Origin of the sequence: Staphylococcus sp. HMSC034C12, assembly GCF_001835895.1 — a bacterium.
Classification (GTDB): domain Bacteria; phylum Bacillota; class Bacilli; order Staphylococcales; family Staphylococcaceae; genus Staphylococcus; species Staphylococcus hominis.
Genome location: NZ_KV826309.1, coordinates 18594 through 37485 on the forward strand (window position 1 = coordinate 18594; position 18892 = coordinate 37485).

General features: G+C 30.2%; 19 protein-coding genes and 1 other RNA gene. 2 read left to right on the top strand and 18 right to left on the bottom strand.

The features are described from left to right. Positions 1-35 precede the first annotated feature (35 nt). From HMPREF2629_RS02445 to HMPREF2629_RS02470, 6 genes are all read right to left on the bottom strand, one after another. On the bottom strand, positions 36-674 hold the full coding sequence (locus HMPREF2629_RS02445) for an SDR family oxidoreductase (protein WP_002455331.1): 639 nt from the start codon (positions 672-674) through the stop codon (positions 36-38). 178 nt (positions 675-852) lie between these two features. Continuing rightward, complete coding sequence (locus tag HMPREF2629_RS02450; RefSeq protein ID WP_017176312.1) at positions 853-1989, bottom strand: THUMP domain-containing class I SAM-dependent RNA methyltransferase; 1137 nt, start codon at positions 1987-1989, stop codon at positions 853-855. 117 nt (positions 1990-2106) lie between these two features. Further along, positions 2107-2493, bottom strand: an RNA gene (rnpB, locus tag HMPREF2629_RS02455) — RNase P RNA component class B. 136 nt (positions 2494-2629) lie between these two features. After that, positions 2630-2968 (bottom strand): cell division regulator GpsB, encoded by a 339-nt coding sequence (gene gpsB / locus HMPREF2629_RS02460; protein WP_002449866.1) that lies wholly within the window; start codon positions 2966-2968, stop codon positions 2630-2632. 11 nt (positions 2969-2979) lie between these two features. Continuing rightward, complete coding sequence (locus HMPREF2629_RS02465) at positions 2980-3543, bottom strand: SLOG family protein (protein ID WP_070813133.1); 564 nt, start codon at positions 3541-3543, stop codon at positions 2980-2982. After that, complete coding sequence (locus tag HMPREF2629_RS02470; protein ID WP_017176309.1) at positions 3540-3893, bottom strand: DUF1798 family protein; 354 nt, start codon at positions 3891-3893, stop codon at positions 3540-3542. The genes HMPREF2629_RS02465 and HMPREF2629_RS02470 overlap by 4 nt, the downstream gene beginning before the upstream one ends. 261 nt (positions 3894-4154) lie before the next feature. On the opposite strand from HMPREF2629_RS02470, the gene recU reads away from it, so the two are divergent. Next, the gene (recU, locus tag HMPREF2629_RS02475; RefSeq protein WP_029376824.1) at positions 4155-4781 is read left to right on the top strand and encodes a Holliday junction resolvase RecU; all 627 of its coding nucleotides are present in this window, start codon (positions 4155-4157) and stop codon (positions 4779-4781) included. After that, the gene (locus tag HMPREF2629_RS02480; protein ID WP_049419910.1) at positions 4778-7144 is read left to right on the top strand and encodes a transglycosylase domain-containing protein; all 2367 of its coding nucleotides are present in this window, start codon (positions 4778-4780) and stop codon (positions 7142-7144) included. Before recU ends, HMPREF2629_RS02480 begins: the two co-directional genes overlap by 4 nt. A 93-nt stretch (positions 7145-7237) precedes the next feature. Here HMPREF2629_RS02480 and HMPREF2629_RS02485 read toward each other — a convergent pair whose 3' ends face one another. The 12 genes from HMPREF2629_RS02485 to HMPREF2629_RS02540 form a co-directional block, all read right to left on the bottom strand. Next, positions 7238-7573, bottom strand: a complete 336-nt coding sequence (locus tag HMPREF2629_RS02485; protein ID WP_002455327.1) for a YpoC family protein — start codon at positions 7571-7573, stop codon at positions 7238-7240. After that, entirely contained in the window at positions 7566-8237 is a 672-nt protein-coding gene (gene nth, locus HMPREF2629_RS02490; protein ID WP_002455326.1) for an endonuclease III, read from the bottom strand. Before nth ends, HMPREF2629_RS02485 begins: the two co-directional genes overlap by 8 nt. Then, a complete protein-coding gene (locus HMPREF2629_RS02495) occupies positions 8227-8913 on the bottom strand; it encodes a DnaD domain-containing protein (protein WP_002449719.1) in 687 nt (228 codons plus the stop codon). Before HMPREF2629_RS02495 ends, nth begins: the two co-directional genes overlap by 11 nt. A 96-nt stretch (positions 8914-9009) precedes the next feature. Beyond that, entirely contained in the window at positions 9010-10302 is a 1293-nt protein-coding gene (gene asnS, locus HMPREF2629_RS02500; protein ID WP_017176306.1) for an asparagine--tRNA ligase, read from the bottom strand. A gap of 106 nt (positions 10303-10408) precedes the next feature. Next, positions 10409-13117 carry a helicase C-terminal domain-containing protein gene (locus HMPREF2629_RS02505; RefSeq protein WP_049419912.1) on the bottom strand — a complete coding sequence of 903 codons (2709 nt, stop codon included), beginning with the start codon at positions 13115-13117 and terminating at the stop codon, positions 10409-10411. A gap of 29 nt (positions 13118-13146) precedes the next feature. Then, on the bottom strand, positions 13147-14118 hold the full coding sequence (locus HMPREF2629_RS02510) for a biotin--[acetyl-CoA-carboxylase] ligase (protein ID WP_061544417.1): 972 nt from the start codon (positions 14116-14118) through the stop codon (positions 13147-13149). Further along, positions 14105-15307 (bottom strand): CCA tRNA nucleotidyltransferase, encoded by a 1203-nt coding sequence (locus HMPREF2629_RS02515; RefSeq protein ID WP_002449841.1) that lies wholly within the window; start codon positions 15305-15307, stop codon positions 14105-14107. The genes HMPREF2629_RS02510 and HMPREF2629_RS02515 overlap by 14 nt, the downstream gene beginning before the upstream one ends. A gap of 14 nt (positions 15308-15321) precedes the next feature. Beyond that, on the bottom strand, positions 15322-16440 hold the full coding sequence (gene bshA, locus HMPREF2629_RS02520; protein ID WP_049419914.1) for an N-acetyl-alpha-D-glucosaminyl L-malate synthase BshA: 1119 nt from the start codon (positions 16438-16440) through the stop codon (positions 15322-15324). A gap of 22 nt (positions 16441-16462) precedes the next feature. Then, complete coding sequence (locus tag HMPREF2629_RS02525) at positions 16463-16780, bottom strand: nucleotide pyrophosphohydrolase (protein WP_061544419.1); 318 nt, start codon at positions 16778-16780, stop codon at positions 16463-16465. A 201-nt stretch (positions 16781-16981) separates the two neighbouring features. Continuing rightward, positions 16982-17680 carry a zinc metallopeptidase gene (locus tag HMPREF2629_RS02530; protein WP_002449792.1) on the bottom strand — a complete coding sequence of 233 codons (699 nt, stop codon included), beginning with the start codon at positions 17678-17680 and terminating at the stop codon, positions 16982-16984. 27 nt (positions 17681-17707) lie between these two features. Continuing rightward, complete coding sequence (locus HMPREF2629_RS02535) at positions 17708-18325, bottom strand: DUF1405 domain-containing protein (protein ID WP_061544421.1); 618 nt, start codon at positions 18323-18325, stop codon at positions 17708-17710. A 25-nt stretch (positions 18326-18350) separates the two neighbouring features. Continuing rightward, positions 18351-18890, bottom strand: a complete 540-nt coding sequence (locus HMPREF2629_RS02540) for a YpiB family protein (protein ID WP_017176298.1) — start codon at positions 18888-18890, stop codon at positions 18351-18353. Between the last annotated feature and the right edge of the window lie 2 nt (positions 18891-18892).

Here is an 18892-nt window from a genome sequence, read left to right on the forward strand (position 1 = left end):
ATCATAAGAAATAATAAAAACCTATATAGAATGAATTAGTTAAACCAAGCTGGTTTATCGCCATCAGTATTTGGTTTATTTACTCCAATATTTTGTCTAGAATAAAGTTCAGGTTGTTTCGCTATACGCACTGCTAAATTGGCTACACTTCTTCTAGAAACTTCTGTTCCTTTAAAGGTATCACCTTTTTGAGTAATTTCATAATCTGATTCATTTTTAAATGTTAACCAAGCAGGACGAATAATTGTATAATCTAAGTCAGACGCTTCAATTAAATCAGCTGCTTTACGATATTTAGTTAATTTTTCACCAAATTGTTCTTTGTTAAATGTATTGAATTTATCTGGTAATTCGTCATAAATACCAGGAGCTGCCACAAATATTAAACGTTTAACATTCTTTTTGTTCATGGCATCTATAATGGCTTGTGCTTCTCTATCTAGTGATCCTGATAAACTTGCAAAAACAATATCTACTTGATCTAATGCTTTTTCTAAATCTTCAACATTTTTAGCATCACCTTCAAAGACAGTGATACGATTAGATGCGTAATCAGGAATACGGTGGGCATTTCTTAAAAATAAATCAACGTTAAAACTAGAATTCTCTAAGAAAATTTTAGTTGCTTCAATTGATACTTTTCCGTTAGCCCCTACAATTAAAACTGTTTGCATAACTTATTCTCCTTACTATACTGTTTAAATGTGCTATGTTTTTAACACGCTTACTAATAACTTTACAATAGTCACTATTATAGTGCTAATAAATACATAAATTTTAAATAAATATTATCCAATTTATTAAGAAAAATTTACAAAATTAATTATTTTCAAATAAATCTTCAAGTCAAATTTATTTATCAATATTAGGCTTTTTTCCCCAGTATTGATAATACGTACATTCGATATAACCGTTAAAAAGTTTTCGACGTTTAGTTGCTTTACGATCTACTAAATACTCAAATTCTTTATTACTTGTAAGGATATATGTTGATAAATAAGGATGTTGTTTCATTAGTTTACCTACATATCGATACATTTCTTCAACTTCAGCTCTACCTCCAATACGCTCGCCGTATGGCGGGTTACCAACTAACGCTACAGGTCCTTCTTGGTCGATAGTTAATGTATTAACATCCTTAACACTAAATTGAATAATATCACCTAGGCCTACTTCTTCAGCATTACGTTTAGCAATTTCAACCATTTCTGGATCGATATCAGACGCATACACTTGAATGTCTTTATCATAGTCAGCTTGTTGATCAGCTTCGTCACGCATGACGTCATAAATATTAGGAGGCATAATATTCCATTCCTCTGATACAAATTCTCTATTAAAACCTGGCGCAATATTTTGAGCAATTAAACATGCTTCAATAGCAATGGTTCCAGAACCACAAAATGGATCAATAAAGGGTGTATCACCCTTCCAATTTGCTAAACGTACTAAGCTAGCTGCTAATGTTTCTTTAATAGGTGCTTCACCTTGTGCAATACGATACCCTCTACGATTTAGTCCTGAACCTGACGTATCAATGGTAAGTAGGACATTATCTTTAAGAATAGCTACTTCAACAGGATATTTCGCACCACTTTCGTTTAACCATCCTTTTTCATTATAAGCTTTTTTAAGACGTTCAACGATAGCTTTTTTAGTAATGGCTTGACAGTCAGGAACGCTATGAAGTGTAGATTTTACACTACGACCTTGGACAGGAAATTGTCCTTCTTTATCGATAATTGTTTCCCAAGGTAATGCTTTTGTCTTTTCAAAAAGTTCATCGAATGTTTTAGCATTGAAGCGTCCTACTACTATTTTTAATCGGTCAGCTGTACGTAGCCATAAATTACATTTTACAATGGCATTAGCATCACCTTCAAAGAAAATGCGTCCATTTTCAACTTGAGTATTATAACCAAGTTCTTGTATTTCTTTAGCAACTACGGCTTCAAGACCCATTGGACACACGGCTAATAATTGATACATTATTTCATCTCCTTTGTCTCATATCATATTAGTATATTAACAAATATTAAAATAATTATGTATACAAAATAAAAAAAGCTCTCCATAAAAAGGGAGAGCTAAACTAGTCTGTGATATCTCTATAAGCCATGTTCTGTACCATTGTACTCATAACGTACACTAGTTGTACTGGTACTTTGGTGGTAATCATCTGTCTACAAATCTTTACTATGCGAGTAAAGATGTCTCGTTTATACGTTGAATTCCGCTAAACAAGTGCTCCTACCAAATTTGGATTGCTCACTCGAGGGGTTTACCGCGTTCCACCTTTTATATTTCTATAAAAGCTACGTCACTGTGGCACTTTCAAACTATTTTAACCATATCAATGAATGACTTAGGTTATTTCATTGCCGTCAAATTAATGCCTTGACTTATTGTTTCATCAAGCACGAACACTACAATCATCTCAGATTGTGTGAGCATGGACTTTCCTCTATATTTCTATAGCGATTACCCAAAATATCACTTTTATGAGTATAACATAATTTTAAAATATTTAATAGAATTTTAAATAGATAAATAATTAGCTATCAAAATCAAACATAATAGCAATCAAACATGCTTCGTAACAAGCTTATATCTTTAAGATATCAATGTATTATTTGCCAAAAACAGCTTTTTCAAGATTAGAAATTCTTTTTAAAATGTCTACGTTGTTATTCGCTGATTTCGAATTGCTTGAAGCAAATGACTTATTATCAGAAGGACGTGAAGTTGCAACTCTGATTCTCAATTCTTCAACTTCTTTTTTAAGTTTATTATTTTCTTCAGATAGTCTGACTACTTCATTATTCATATCAGCCATTTTCTGATAATCAGTAATGATATCATCTAAAAAAGCATCAACTTCTTCACGACGATAACCGCGAGCCATCGTTTTTTCAAAGTCTTTTTCATAGATATCTTTTGCTGAAAGCTTTAAAGAAACATCTGCCATTAATTTCCACCTCATTCAAAACTTTGGTCTTGTTGCCATTGTAAATCGTTAATAAAGTCAGTAAGTTCATCAAATGTCACAATATCACAATTATAAGTCGTTTTTTCCATAAAATCAACTAACATCCTCTTAAAATATTTTGGACTTCCTTCTTGTTCATCATCATAAATTAATAACGTCATATCTGTATGATCTAATATAAACTGGTCTGTTTGTTTAAATTGAAAAGGTCCTTGATATTCAGAATGAAATACACTTTCTAGAAATTGTGCATTACTAGCAATAGATTCATACTTTGCTATATTGTGTTCATTCCATTTGGAGGTATGACCATAAAATGGTGTGATAATACCTAATTTTAACTCAGGATATGTGTCTTGTAATTTTAATACTACTTCAGCTGCCAATAATTCAATACCAATTTGTCCTTGAATGAGTACCCATTCTAGCCCTTCGTCAATATACTGTAATAATTTATGTTCTATAAATTGTTTAAGATAATCCACTTCTTTCATATCATCTTTAAATATATTTAACTCAAATGATTTATATCCAGTCACATATACTGTTTTCAATGTATTGATTCCTCTTTATCTTTTATATGTTTAAGCAAATTGGTAAGATCATAATTAGCAGATTTCAATTTTTCATTAAATAACTTCTTACTTGTTTTATTGTAGTGACACTCTACAGATAATTCCTTAATATGTTTAACTAAAATTTCTAATTTTTCCTTATTCATATAAGGAAATTGAATTAGTTCATCATGATAATGAGATAATTCTTCAGTTAAACCATCAATTTTTTTTACATAAGGAACAACATCTCGATGAAATTGCTTCTCTGACTGTGTCAATTTTATTTCATTATAGCTTGACGCCATGTACTGTAGTTCTTTAAGTATTTCATTAATTAATGTGTACATAACGAGGCCTCCTATATTCTTACAATTTATTACAATTATTTTATAGTATTGTTTAGATATAAATTTTACATTATTACAAATTTTTAAACATATTGTTTTCACTGTTAAAGCACGTTAAAATAGAATAGATAATTAATGAATATATTTAATTATGTGTAGTATAATATAAATATTATGCTCATTTCATTATTATCGTATTATAGTTTAATATTATTCTCTGAGAAATTGAAAGTGTAATATTAAATTTGTGTGGTGAGTATGATAAATTATCCAAATGGAAAACCATTCAAACTAAATCCTACTAAGGTTGGAAGTAATCAAAGTGATGCTTCTAGTAACATTAAATATGGTGGACGAGGTATGACTCTCGAAAAAGATATTGAACAATCTAACAATTACTATTTTAAGCATGGTGTGGCTGTTATACATAAGAAACCTACTCCTATTCAAATTGTAAATGTTCATTATCCTAAAAGAAGTAAAGCTGTAATTAATGAAGCATACTTTCGAACACCTTCTACAACTGATTATAATGGCGTTTATCGAGGCTATTACATTGATTTTGAAGCGAAAGAAACGAAAAATAAAACGTCTTTCCCTTTAAATAATATCCATGATCATCAAGTAGAACATATGAAAAGTTGTTTTCTACAAAAAGGACTCGTCTTTTTACTGATTAGATTTAAAGTGCTTGATGAGGTATATCTATTACCTTTTTCGAAGTTTGAACCTTTTTGGGAAAGATATAAAAAGGAAATAAAAAAATCAATAACAGTTGAAGAAATCAAAAAAAATAGTTACTATATTCCTTATCAGTATCAACCTAGATTGAATTATCTTAAGGCTGTTGATAAGTTGATATTAGATGAAAGTGAGGACCGCGTATGACGGAAAATAAAGGATCTTCCCAACCAAATAAAGGCAAAAATGGGAAATCCAAATCAAAAAAGAATAAGAATGTAAAAAGAACGATTATTAAGATTATAGGCTTTTTATTCATTGCCTTTATCGTGTTACTTCTACTTGGTATACTTCTATTTGCATACTATGCTTGGAAAGCTCCAGCATTTAATGAGTCTAAATTACAAGATCCAAAGCCTGCTGAAATTTATGATAAAAACGGGGACTTGGTTAAGAAATTAGACAATGGCGCACGTAGAGAACATGTTGATTTGAAAGATGTTCCTAAAAATATGAAAAATGCCGTGTTAGCAACTGAGGATAATCGCTTCTATGAACATGGTGCGTTAGACTATAAACGTTTATTTGGTGCTATTGGTAAGAACGTAACTGGTGGTTTTGGTTCCCAAGGGGCGTCTACTTTAACACAACAAGTGGTTAAGCGTTCATTCCTTTCAGAAAAGAAATCGATTGGACGTAAAGCGCAAGAAGCTTATCTATCTTACCGTTTAGAGCAAGAGTACAGTAAAGATGATATTTTCCAAATGTACTTAAATAAAATTTATTACTCAGATGGTGTATATGGCGTTAGGGCTGCAGCTAAATATTACTTTAATAAAAATTTAAATGAACTTAATTTAGCTGAAGAGGCCTATCTAGCTGGTTTACCACAAGTTCCTAACCTGTATAACATTTATGATAACCCAAAAGAAGCTGAAAATCGTAAAGAAACTGTTTTATACTTAATGCACTACCATAATAGAATCTCTGATAAACAGTGGAAAGAAGCTAAAGCTACTTCATTAGAAGATAATTTAGTAAAACGTACAACAAAAGAACGTCAAATATCTAATGATGATTCTAATAGTGAGTATGATTCTTACGTTAATTTTGTTAAAGCTGAATTAATAGGTAATAAACACTTTAAAAATAAAAATTATAGTGATTTAATGCAAAGTGGTATTAAGATTTATACGAATATGGATAAAGACGTTCAAAAAACGCTTCAAGATCGCATTGATAATGGTAATTACTATAAAAATGATGACCAACAAGTAGGCTCAACCATTCTTGATAGTAAAACTGGAGGCATTGTAGCCATTTCCGGTGGACGAAATTATAGAGATGTCGTTGATCGTAATGCTGCTACAGATACACACTTGACTGGTTCATCACTGAAACCATTCTTATCATATGGTCCAGCAATTGAAAATATGCAATGGGCTACAAACCACGCAATGCAAGATGAATCAAGTTATTCCATTGATGGTGGTACATTCCGTAACTATGATGGGCAAGGTCATGGTACAGTATCGGCATATGATGCATTAAGACAAAGTTTTAATATTCCTGCTTTAAAAGCTTGGCAGCAAGTATCATCAAGTGCAGGTAAAGATGCTCCAAAAGATTTTGCGTCTAAAGTTGGTTTAGATTATGAAATTGATTTAGGACCATCTGAAATTTTAGGTGGTGGTGCTTCTGAATTCTCACCTACTCAATTAGCATCAGCATTTGCATCAATAGCTAATGGTGGTACTTACAATAATGCGCATTCAATTCGCAAAGTTGTAACATCTGATGATGAAACTATCGAATTTGATCATACAAGTCATAAAGCCATGGAAGATTATACTGCTTATATGCTTGCAGAAATGTTAACTGGTACATTTAAACCATATGGGTCTGCTTACGGTCATGGTGTTGCTGGCGTTAATATGGGTGCTAAAACAGGTACAAGTACTTATGGCACAGAAGTTAATAATCAATATAACTTACCTGACAATGCAGCTAAAGATATTTGGATGAATGGTTTCACACCTAAATATACAATGTCAATTTGGATGGGCTTCAGCCAAATTAAACCAGGCGGTGAAGATTCATTCTTAGGACATTCTGAACAAGAATATGCACAATATCTATATAAAGATGTGATGTCAGATATTACTTCAAGTAATGACGGAGACTTCAAAAAACCTGATTCAGTTACTGGTTCAGGTGCAAGTACATTATCAGTTAAAGATCATCCAGATAATAATACAACTTCAGGAAGTAAATATGATAATATGTCTACTAACAATTCAGATAGTAGCTCATCAAGTAATTCTAGTAGTACAGGAAATAGTTCAAGCAATTCTAATTCTACCAGTGATAACAACTCAAATACTACATCAACAACGAACACAGGTAATACAACTGATAACTCAGCAAATAATTCAACTACGAACAACAGTGCTAACAATAGTACCACATCAACTCAACAAAATAATAATAATGATAATACAAATAACAATAATAGTTTATCTAACATATTTAAAGCAAACACGATTTTTAATTTTAGAAAAGCGTCGTAATAGCTTTAAAAACGACATAGTCTTTTATAAGGCTATGTCGTTTTTTTAATTAAAAAAAGTCTAGAACAACTTTGCTCTAGACTATCTTTCATATTAATTATTATTTTGATTTTTTCTTCTAATTTGATATGAAGCATTCATTTTAATAAGCTCATTTTTTAATGTTTTCATTTGACTATACCCCATAAAGTGGTATTTTCTTTTTAACATATATTGATATCGTTCTAAAAAATTCATAGGAACAACTGGATATTGGTCTAAATGATTTAAATCAATAGACTCTATTTCATTAATTTGTTTAAAGAACAAAAGAAGCAGTTCAAAATAATCATCGATATATTGTTTTGCTAAATCAGAATTTAGTTGTCTTTTCTTAGCATAGACATCAAGTTCATTTTCTAGCGATTCAAATTGTGATTTATTAATCATTTGTTCCGACTTCCTTTTTCATTGCTTTCATGCGTTTTTGCCCTTCTCTACAATCCTCAAGTAATGGACAAATATCACATTTTGGTTTTCGAGCAATACAATGATAACGTCCAAAAAAGATAAGTTGATGATGACTTTTACTCCATCTTTCTTTTGGAATAATATCACACAAACGTTCTTCTACTTGTTTAACATTATCTTTCCACTTATTAATACCTAGACGCTTTGAAACACGTTCAACGTGTGTGTCTACTGCCAAAGAAGGCTCATCAAAAGCTACACTCATGACAACGTTCGCTGTTTTTCGTCCGACTCCAGCTAAGCTTTCTAAATCTTTATGTGTATGAGGAACTTGTCCACCGTACTGGTCGAGTAAAGATTGGCATAATTTTTTAATATTTTTTGCTTTATTACGATATAAACCTATTGATTTTATATCATTCTGCAATTCTTCTATATCTACTTTTAAATAATCTTCAGGAGTTTTATATTTTTTAAAAAGTGAACGTGTCACTTTATTAACTAAATTATCTGTACATTGCGCAGATAATAATACAGCTATTGTTAATTCAAAGGGATTATCATGTTTTAATTCACATTCTGCATCAGGAAACATATCTGCAATAACGTCAATCATTTCTAATGCTTTTTTCTTACTTACCATCTAGATTCTCTCCATTTAACCAGTCAAATTTAGGTATATGTTTTACAGTATGAGTTAATTTAGGTTTATTGAATTTTTCTCTCACTTTGTTAGATTCTTCTAAAGTTGTTACATTGTTTTTCTTCCAATTTAATAAGATACGATCAACATATTTAAAGCTTAATTTATCATGACTATATGCTTCATCTAATGCAGCACGTATTAAAGTGTAATCATGTTGGTCTACATCAATCCATTGGTTGAGCGTTTCGATTTCATATGGTGATAATGGTCTCGAAAACAACTGTTCAATATATTGAAATAATTCCTTAAAGTTTTGTTGCGTTTGATGATGTGTAGTTTCATTTTTTTCTTGAGTTAAAATATCACTTAACTTTTCGTAAAAACGATTTAAATTCATATATTCAGTAAATTTTCCTTCCTCATCTTTACTTACATGTAGTGCAAGTAAATCACGCTGAATTAAATTTTGAATAATTGATGTTATTTCTCTCGGCTCCATATTTGAACCTTTTTGCAAAAATTCTATTGAGGGTTGTTTATTAGAAACTTCAGCGGCATAAATCAACTTAATCAAAATGACTAAATCTTTTTCATTTAAACCTAATTCATTGTAATGATCGAAAAGTTCCCTTCTAACTACAACAGGACGAGTTTTAAGTTGATGTGTGTCCATGATACCCCTCTCTTTCTTATTTTAAAAAGTGGGAGTGAGACATGAATAACATCATTTAGTCTCACTCCCCATGTATGATTTATAAAACGTGATATTTTATGGATATAAACGATTTAATAAACGTGGGAATGGTGATGTTTCTCTCACGTGTTCAACGCCTGAAATCCATGCAACTGTGCGTTCTAAACCTAAACCAAAACCACTGTGTGGCACACTACCATAACGACGTAAGTCTAAATAGTAGTTATAACTTTCTGTATCAAGTTGATGTTCATCGATACGTTGTTCTAATAATTCTAAATCATTAATACGTTCAGAACCACCAATAATTTCACCATAACCTTCTGGTGCAATTAAATCTGCACATAAAACTGTGTCTTCGTTGTTAGGGTTTGGCTGCATATAGAATGGTTTAATTTTAGTTGGATAATTTGTAATAAATACTGGTAAATCATAATGATTGGCTATAGCTGTTTCATGTGGCGCACCAAAGTCTTCACCCCATTCAATGTCATCAAATCCTTCTTCTTTTAAGAACTTGATAGCATCATCATAAGAGATGCGTGGGAATGGCGCAGATACTTTTTCTAATTTACTCGTATCTCTATCTAGCGCTTTTAATTCTAATTTACAATGTTCTAATACAGATTTTACGATATGAGATACATATTGTTCTTGAACTTGTAAACTTTCTTCGTGATTTGTGAATGCCATTTCAGGTTCAATCATCCAGAACTCAATTAAATGACGTCTTGTTTTAGATTTTTCAGCTCTAAATGTTGGTCCAAATGAGAAGACACGTCCATGTGCCATAGCTGCAGCTTCCATATATAATTGACCACTTTGAGATAAAAATGCATCTTGATCAAAGTATTTAGTATGGAATAATTCACTAGTACCTTCTGGTGCACTTGCAGTTAAGATAGGCGGATCAATTTTAGTAAAGCCATTTTCATTAAAAAATTCATATGTTGCTCTAATGATTTCATTTCTAATTTTCATTACTGCATGTTGCTTTTTAGATCTTAACCATAAGTGACGATGATCCATTAAGAATTCTGTACCATGGTTTTTAGGTGTGATTGGATAATCGTGAGCTTCATGAATGACATCAATTGATTTTACTTGCATTTCATAGCCTAAATCAGAACGATTATCTTCTGTAATCGTACCTGTGACATAAAGTGATGATTCTTGTGTAATGTCTTTAGCAAGTTTAAATGTTTCTTCATCGACTTCTGATTTAACGACAACACCTTGCATAAATCCACTACCATCACGTAATTGTAAAAATGCGATTTTACCGCTTGAACGTTTATTTGTTAACCAAGCGCCAATTGTGACTTCTTGATTAATGTATTGTTTTGCTTGTTTAATTGTTGTTTTCATAATCAAACTCCTACTTTATTTTCTTTTTATACAATACTTATTTATTCTATCAAAATAGAAAGTGAACTTCTAGCACCTGAATAGTGTTCTCATTATTTAAAATAAACTATTTTTTTCTGTTTTTCAGTTTACTTGCCTGCATGCGGTAAAGTAATTTACTAAATTGTTGAATATCCCCTTTTTTTTGAGAATAAGATTCTAACGATTGTTCGAAAAAACGCTTATAGTTACTATTTGTTAAACGATCATCAAAGGAAACAATGAGTCCCTTATCGTCTTCGTTACGAATCAATCTACCTAGACCTTGTCTGAAACGCGTTACAGCATCAGGTAAGACATAATCTTTAAATGTAGATTCAAATTCTGAATCCATTAACCAATGCTTTGTATTATATTTATTCATGAATGGTAATTTAGCAATCATCACACATTTAATACCGTTAGATTGATAGTCAAATCCTTCAAAAAATGTTGATGTACCTAACAAAATAGCTTTATCAAAGTGATTAAATTGTTGAACGATTTTATAGTTTTGATTTTGTTGTTGGGTCAAAATAACATAATCATCAAATATCGGTAATTCATTTAATAGCTCTTGTACCATATGCATCATTCGATAACTGGTGAAAAGTACGAGACATTTAGATTGTGTTATAGTGACGTACTCTTGAATATAGTCTACAATAGACGCTACATAATCCTCTGTATTTTTAAAATCATAAGAAACAACATCACTTGGAATATAAATATTTGTTGATTTATGGTTTTGAAATGATGACTGTACTTCATAAGTATTAAATTCTACATCTTCTTTAAACCAGTTTTTAAATGCCTCAAACGAATGGTTAAATGTAAGTGTGCCTGAAATAAATGTTAATGATTTAAATTTCTCGAGCACTTGCTTTGTTAAAATATCCCGTACTTCATAATCTTTTACAATTAGACGTATGGTCGATTTTTGATTCAAATTTTTGATAGATATGAAGGCAGTATGATTTTGTTTTAAACTTTGTTCTATATGTCTGTAATTATCGTTAATGTAAAGTAATTGCTTACGTATAGATTTGATTGTTTTATGGTTAATACCATTAAAAAATTCTAAAGTTTTATTGATTTTGTCTACAATTGTATGTAAATCTTTTAGAATACGTGTAGAATCAAAGTCGAATACATAATGATATCGATGTACATCATCATCATGTACATCTGAGTGTTGAACAATATCGAAAATATGATTAAATAGGGTTTCATTTAGTTCGTGTAAATCAGAAATATTAGATTTTAAACCAAACACGTCAATAGGTGGAATATCTAATCGTTCCAAAATACGTTGTTGCTCTAAATGATCTACTAATTTAAGAAGCTTTTCATTTTCATTTTTCCCTATTAAACCTAACTGATATTTGATATCAGAATAGTTTAATTCATTGGTCACTTGATTAAGAGCATAATCAGGTAAACGATGTGCTTCATCAATGATACAATCATCAAATAACTGATAGATTGAATTCTCTTGATCTGAATGAATAAGATGCGCATGATTAGTAATACCAATTTGAATATTTTGAGCATTACGTTTTATATAATTATAGTAATGAATATCGTGTCTTACTGGAACATAAGTTTCTAATTTTTGGTCAAAATACATTTTCTGACCACCTTTTAAATTTAACTCTTGTATATCTCCAGTATTTGTTTCTAATATCCATATAAGTAATTGCATTTTTAAAATATTCACTTCATAGTTAGCTGTATCATCTTTTAAAATTTGACTTATCAATCCTAGTGAAATATAGTCTGTTTTACTTTTAATAAGTGCAGCATTAATTTTGAAATCTAGCGCGCGATTAATACTAGGAATATCTTTTTGAAGTAATTGATGTTGAAGTAATTTCGTGTTTGTTGAAATCATTACATGTCTGCCTGTTTCAATGTTATACATCAATGCAGCTAATAAGTATGCTAATGATTTACCACTTCCTAAAGGTGCTTCAATAAGTGCCTTATCATTATGCATTAACTGCTCTAAAATAATTTCTGACAAATAGAGTTGTTGTGGGCGATAAGTAAGTTCAAGTGCTGTTGTAACTTCTAGATATAAATCTTTTAATGAACCTTTAAATTCAATTTGTGGCACTTTTAAGTCTTGTTGTTTTTTATAGATAATCTGTTCAAATTGAGCATACTGATAATCTATATCATGATTATGATGTTGTCTGACCATTTCAAATAAAATGTTAAATAAATCATATTTTAAATGCTTACTTAAATAATATAATTGTTTTAAGGTATCTATAGGTAATGACTCAAACTTTTTAAAAGCTTTAATCATTAAATAGGCCGTTGTTGTTGCATCCTCATCTGCTCGATGTGCATTTGTCAGAGGTATATTATGAGCATTTGCTAATTCACTTAATTGGTAACTTTTTTCAGTAGGAAATGTAATTTTAAATAATTCTAGGGTATCAAGCACCTTTTTAGGTTTAAAATGAATATTACTTTTTTCAAATGCTTTTTTAATGAAATTCAAATCAAAGTCAACATTGTGGGCTACAAATATACAATCTTTGAGTTGTTCATATATATCATCAGCAATTTCATGAAAATACGGTGCTTGTTCTAGCATAGTTTCTTCGATAGAAGTCAAAGCTTGGATAAATGGTGGGATTTCCAAATCAGTACGAATCATTGAATGATAAGTTCCTGATATTTTATTATCACGTACAAATGTAATACCAATTTGTATAATTTCATCATGTTCAAGTTGGTTTCCGGTTGTTTCTAAATCTACTACCGCAAAACTTGTATATGCCATATCTATCTCTCCTAATTCTATCCGTATGCTTATATATCTATATCTGCGCTTATAAGTCGTCTCGTCTGATTATCTTCATCTTTGACAATTAAAAAGCCGTCATTATTAATATCAATAGCTTCACCTATAAATTGTTCTCCATTTTCAGTAAATGTTAACTTACGATGCCAAATATTAGATGTACGAATGTATTCATCTCTAATCGTTTCAAATGAAGAGTTAAGAAATTGATGGTAACGCTTTTCAATTTCCTCAATTAAACGTTTCAAAAATTGATATCGATTGATTTCTTCTGAATGGTGCAAGCGAATGCTTGTAGCACGATGACGTATCATATCAGAAAAATCTTCTTCTTGATGGTTTAAATTAATACCAATACCACATATGATGGCCTCAACTGCATCAGCATTTGCTACCATTTCTGTTAAAAATCCACATACTTTTTTATCATTAATATAAATATCATTTGGCCATTTAATCTCTACTTTGTCTCTAGAAAATGCTTGGATAGCATCTCTAATTCCTAAAGCTATAAAAAGATTAAATTTTGGAATCATTGCAAATGAGACATTAGGTCTTAAAACAACAGACATCCATAACCCTTTTCCTTTTGAAGAAGACCAATTACGATTGAAACGACCACGACCTTTTGTTTGTTCATCACTTAAAATTAACATGGTATGCTGATTATCAACAAGACCTTGTTTAGCAATAGTTTGAGTAGATTCAACACTATCATATACTTCAATTTTGGATACTAAATGATTAGACTCTAGTGCTTTATTGATAATGCCTCTATACCAACGATTTGGCGATGCATTAAGCTTATGTCCTTTATGATTAATTGAGTCAATATCACATCCATCTGCTTTTAATTGATCAATTACTTTTTTCACAGCAGTTCTCGATATATTAAGCTGATTTGCAATGTATTGACCAGAAATATATTCTGATTGATGCTCATATAACATTTTAACGACATCTTGACTATATTTTGACATTTTCATTCACCCATTTCAAAATTTCTTCTTTGTTATTTTTGATTTTATCAGTAACTATCGCACATTCTATTTCTCTCAATACATTTTTTAACCAAGGGCCACCATTTTTATTAAAATGTGCAAGTAAATCTTTTCCATTCACATCCATTTCTTTACGTTCATGTAATTGAAGGTGTTGAACGACTTGTTTAATAGAAAGAGAATTGATAATAAGTTCTGAAGCGGTAGGAATTTGATTATTTTGAAGTACAGAATAAATATTTAAAACCTTTAAGATATAATAGTCACTATAATCATAAACAAATAATTTCAAAGCATCTTTAGTAGTAATTTGAGGTAATGTTTCAATGATAGCAATATATGTATGTATATCTGATTTTTCTTTATTACTAATTTTTAATTGCTTTAAAGAAGGAAGATTATTATTTTTTATAAGTAAGATGGCTAACCATTGTTCAAATTCAAGAGGTTCATTGATGTAAACACATGTCATATCTAATTCATTAAAAAATGGAATATAATTAAAAATTTTTAAAGATAATAAATTATGATAACTCTGTTTAACATTACTTCCTAAGATTAATTTTTTAAATTCTACAACAATTCGCTCGATTGATAAATATTTAACGTCCGAACAAGTTAATTGCATTGCTTCAAAGGTTTCAGTATGAATATCAAATGTAAGTTGTGACTGAAATCTAAGGCCACGAATAATTCTTAATGCATCTTCTTTAAATCGTTCACTTGGATTCCCTACCGTACGTATCAATTTTGATTGTATATCCTTTTGACCACCAAAGTAATCAAATATTTTATAATTTTTATCCATAGCAATAGCATTGATAGTGAAATCTCTACGTTGTACATCTTCATAGAGATTTCTCACAAAATTAACTTCACTTGGACGACGGTGATCTAAATAATCACCTTCTGATCTAAATGTTGTCACTTCGTAATTTTCATTGTTGAAAACAACATTGATTGTGCCATGCTCTTTTCCAATTGGAATAGTGTGTTCAAATATATCTTCAATTTCGTCTGGCATCGCACTTGTAGTGATATCAATATCATGAATTGTACGATGCATAATGTAATCTCTGACTGCCCCGCCTACAAAATAAGCTTCGAAATGATGTTTTTCTATTTGATTTAGAATTGGCAAAGCTGTTTCAAATAATTCATTACCCATATTAATCCTCTTTTTTAATTCAACATTTTTTTATAGTAATATTCATATTGATCGACGATAAGTTCAGAACTAAATCGTTGTTTAATATCTTTAAGCATATTACTTTGTAATTTTTGATAAAGTTGCTCATCTGTTAATAATTTTAGTGCATAATGACTTGCTTGTTCACTATCTCCTACATCTACAATATAACCTGTTTCACCATGTTTGATGACTTCTTTAATACCTCCAGCATTTGAACCTATAGGTACGACTCCTGTAGTCATTGCCTCTAATAGTGTAAGGCCAAAACTTTCTTTTTCACTTAACAGCAAAACTAAATCAGCCATTTGATAGAATTTACTAACTTGATCTTGTTTACCTAAAAATAATACATCATCTTCGATATGTAATGACCTTGCTATTTTACGCATATCTAAAAGTTCTGGACCATCACCTAATAAGATCAACTTGCTTGGTATATGTTTATGAACTTTAGAGAAAGTTTCTAAAATAGTGTCAATACGTTTGACTTTTCTAAAGTTTGATACATGTATAAGAACTTTTTCCTCAGGCTTTATATCGTAAAGCGCTTTATATTGATTTTCATGTTGTGTAGGAAATTCTTTTTCTCGAACAAAATTATAAATAGGAATAATCTCTTTATCTGTTTCAATAATTGACTGTGTTTGTTTAGCTAATGAATGACTGACACTAGTCACGAGGTCACTTTGTTCAATGCCAAATTTAATAGCGCCTTTAAGTGAATGATCATAGCCTAACACTGTGATATCAGTACCATGTAATGTTGTCATAATTTTTATATCTTTTCCAGACATTTGACGTGCTAAAATACCACATACAGCGTGTGGTACAGCATAATGCATATGCAAGATATCTAAATCATATTCTTTAATAACTTCAGATATTTTTGTGCTCAATGTAATATCATATGGTGGATATTGAAATACTGCATATTGATTTACTTCGACTTGATGGATAGTAATGTTAGGCAAAGGCTTACGAATTCTAAAAGGAATATTTGACGTAATAAAGTGAACTTCATGTCCCCTTTCTGCCATTTTTATACCTAATTCAGTTGCTATGATACCTGAGCCACCCATTGACGGATAACATGTAATACCTATTTTCATAAAATAACCCCCTTTCTATCCATTATTTACGTTCAAATCGATTTTTATCTCTAGTATTAAATTTATCCATTGTATCATTAAAACTTTCTGTCATATCAATACCAAGTGAATTAGCAATGCAAAGTAAAACAAATAAATTATCTCCTAATTCAGCTTTAACAGAGTTTTCTTCTTCCGTTGGTTTCTTTTGCTTTTCACCGTAATAATGATTGATTTCTCTTGCAAGTTCGCCCACTTCTTCTGTTAGACGGGCTAAATTAGCTAATGGAGAAAAATAACCCGCTTTAAATTGACTAATATAGTCATCTACTTCTTTTTGTATTTGATTTAAAGATTTCATCATCATTCTCCTTTTTTCCGTTTCTTTCTAAGTATATCTCAAATTAGTTGTTAATGCATTTTATCAATTCTATTCTATGAGATATAAAAAAAGAGCGAAACAGAATTCATTTTTGAATTCATATTTCGCTCGATATAACTCCTTGAAAATCTTAAATGTTGTTACACAAGATTTAAGATTAAGTTAGTTTATAAAGGTAGTTTAGTTATCACTTGCACGTGCCAGTAAAATAATTCTAACAAGTTCGGCTACAGCTGTAGCTGTTGCTGCTACATAAGTCATAGCTGCTGCTGATAATACCTTTCTCGCATGTTTATATTCTTTTTCATTCACAATATTAAGTGCAGTAATTTGTTTCATCGCTCTTGAGCTTGCATCAAATTCAACTGGTAATGTCACGATTGAGAATAAAACTGCTAATGACATTAACCCAGCACCAATCCATAATGCAGTTGAGCCAAAAGCACTACCTAATGCTGTTAAAAAGATACCAGCCATAATAATGATATAGCTTAATGAACTACCAATATTTGCTAAAGGTACTAAAGCAGTTCTAAAACGTAAAAACGCATAACCTTGTTGGTGTTGAATAGCGTGTCCAACTTCGTGTGCCGCAATAGCTGTACCAGCTACTGAAGGACGATCAAAGTTTGCAGGAGATAAACAAACTACTTTCTTATTTGGATCATAATGGTCTGTTAAAAAGCCTTCGCCCTTAACTACATCTACATCGTAAATTCCATTAGCATGAAGAATTTCTTCTGCTACTTCACGACCCGTCTTACCACTTGTTGATCTTACCTGTGAATATTTTTCATAATTTGATTTTACTTTGTGTTGAGCCCACATTGGAATGAGCATAATAATGACGATATATATAATATAAGACACTATAGACAATCAATTTCACTCTCCTTTAATCATATTCTACTGACTATCGAATTTTTTATCAAATAATTTAACCTTTATTAATTTATTAAAACTATAATAAAGGATAAGTGACATAATACTTAGCCATAGCGCGATAAAAGCAACTAAATGAACGTGTTGCTGTATAAAATCATAATAAGGATATTTCTTTAATATATAATCTACATAATCATTGTTAAATATCCATATCATAGAAATAAACAAACTGAGTATAGAAATTTTGAATCGTGGATAAAAATAGATACTTTCAAGTACCATAATTCCATGACTAATAATTAAAAATACATTCATAATAGTTATATCATCATTATTAATTATCATTATAAAATTCATAATGACAGCCCATAAACCATATTTAAATAAAGTTACAAATGCTAGTCCTTCAATAATACTATTTTGTTTATTTAAAATTATTAAACAAATTGATATACATAAAAATAGCGATGCAATAGGACTATCTGGTACAAAAATTAGATAATGCCATTGTGTCTTAAGTAATTGATCACCATACCATATAAAACCATAAATGGTACCTAAAACATTACATATAAGCAATATTACGAGTATGGAACGTTGATATAATGATAATTCCCATAGTTGTCTTAAAGTAGGCATAAGTTATAATTCCTTTAATTTTGATCTATGAGTGATGAGTTAATACACTCAAAATTTGTGATAATTGATAAAAGCGTTGTTGATCTTTCATTTGTAAACTTACATCGATATGATGTTCTAATTGTTCGATTAATGAATACTTTTTATTTAGATCAAGATTTAAGTGATATATATTATTAAGATATGCAAGATATTGATCAGAATATATTAATTGTTGAATTATGAGCTCATTTAATCGCCAATCTTGCTCATCGTTGTATTCAAAGTGAATGAATATATCAATACAAATATCTTTAGAAGCTATATAATTGAATATTTCATTTGTATTAATTAATGTTTGATCGTCTTTTGTTAATTTAATTGCAGAAAAATTGGAGTGTTTTAGGCCAATTTCAAGGGTTATATGACTTTTAATTTTCTTATTTACAAAATGACTACAATTTAATTTTAGCGGTGAAGCTTTTAAATAATTTAATAGCCACACACTAATTCTGGACTTAAAATGATAATGAAACAAAGCATATTCAATATAGCTTTGTTTCATTTTAACTAATGTGTCATTCAATT

Excerpts from the sequence above, each read along its gene's own strand:
- HMPREF2629_RS02445 (WP_002455331.1), bottom strand. The coding sequence starts at position 674 with ATGCAAACAGTTTTAATTGTAGGGGCTAACGGAAAAGTATCAATTGAA.
- HMPREF2629_RS02450 (WP_017176312.1), bottom strand. The coding sequence starts at position 1,989 with ATGTATCAATTATTAGCCGTGTGTCCAATGGGTCTTGAAGCCGTAGTT.
- gpsB (WP_002449866.1), bottom strand. The coding sequence starts at position 2,968 with ATGGCAGATGTTTCTTTAAAGCTTTCAGCAAAAGATATCTATGAAAAA.
- HMPREF2629_RS02470 (WP_017176309.1), bottom strand. The coding sequence starts at position 3,893 with ATGTACACATTAATTAATGAAATACTTAAAGAACTACAGTACATGGCG.
- HMPREF2629_RS02480 (WP_049419910.1), top strand. The coding sequence starts at position 4,778 with ATGACGGAAAATAAAGGATCTTCCCAACCAAATAAAGGCAAAAATGGG.
- HMPREF2629_RS02485 (WP_002455327.1), bottom strand. The coding sequence starts at position 7,573 with ATGATTAATAAATCACAATTTGAATCGCTAGAAAATGAACTTGATGTC.
- nth (WP_002455326.1), bottom strand. The coding sequence starts at position 8,237 with ATGGTAAGTAAGAAAAAAGCATTAGAAATGATTGACGTTATTGCAGAT.
- HMPREF2629_RS02495 (WP_002449719.1), bottom strand. The coding sequence starts at position 8,913 with ATGGACACACATCAACTTAAAACTCGTCCTGTTGTAGTTAGAAGGGAA.
- asnS (WP_017176306.1), bottom strand. The coding sequence starts at position 10,302 with ATGAAAACAACAATTAAACAAGCAAAACAATACATTAATCAAGAAGTC.
- HMPREF2629_RS02505 (WP_049419912.1), bottom strand. The coding sequence starts at position 13,117 with ATGGCATATACAAGTTTTGCGGTAGTAGATTTAGAAACAACCGGAAAC.
- HMPREF2629_RS02510 (WP_061544417.1), bottom strand. The coding sequence starts at position 14,118 with ATGTCAAAATATAGTCAAGATGTCGTTAAAATGTTATATGAGCATCAA.
- HMPREF2629_RS02515 (WP_002449841.1), bottom strand. The coding sequence starts at position 15,307 with ATGGGTAATGAATTATTTGAAACAGCTTTGCCAATTCTAAATCAAATA.
- bshA (WP_049419914.1), bottom strand. The coding sequence starts at position 16,440 with ATGAAAATAGGTATTACATGTTATCCGTCAATGGGTGGCTCAGGTATC.
- HMPREF2629_RS02525 (WP_061544419.1), bottom strand. The coding sequence starts at position 16,780 with ATGAAATCTTTAAATCAAATACAAAAAGAAGTAGATGACTATATTAGT.
- HMPREF2629_RS02535 (WP_061544421.1), bottom strand. The coding sequence starts at position 18,325 with ATGCCTACTTTAAGACAACTATGGGAATTATCATTATATCAACGTTCC.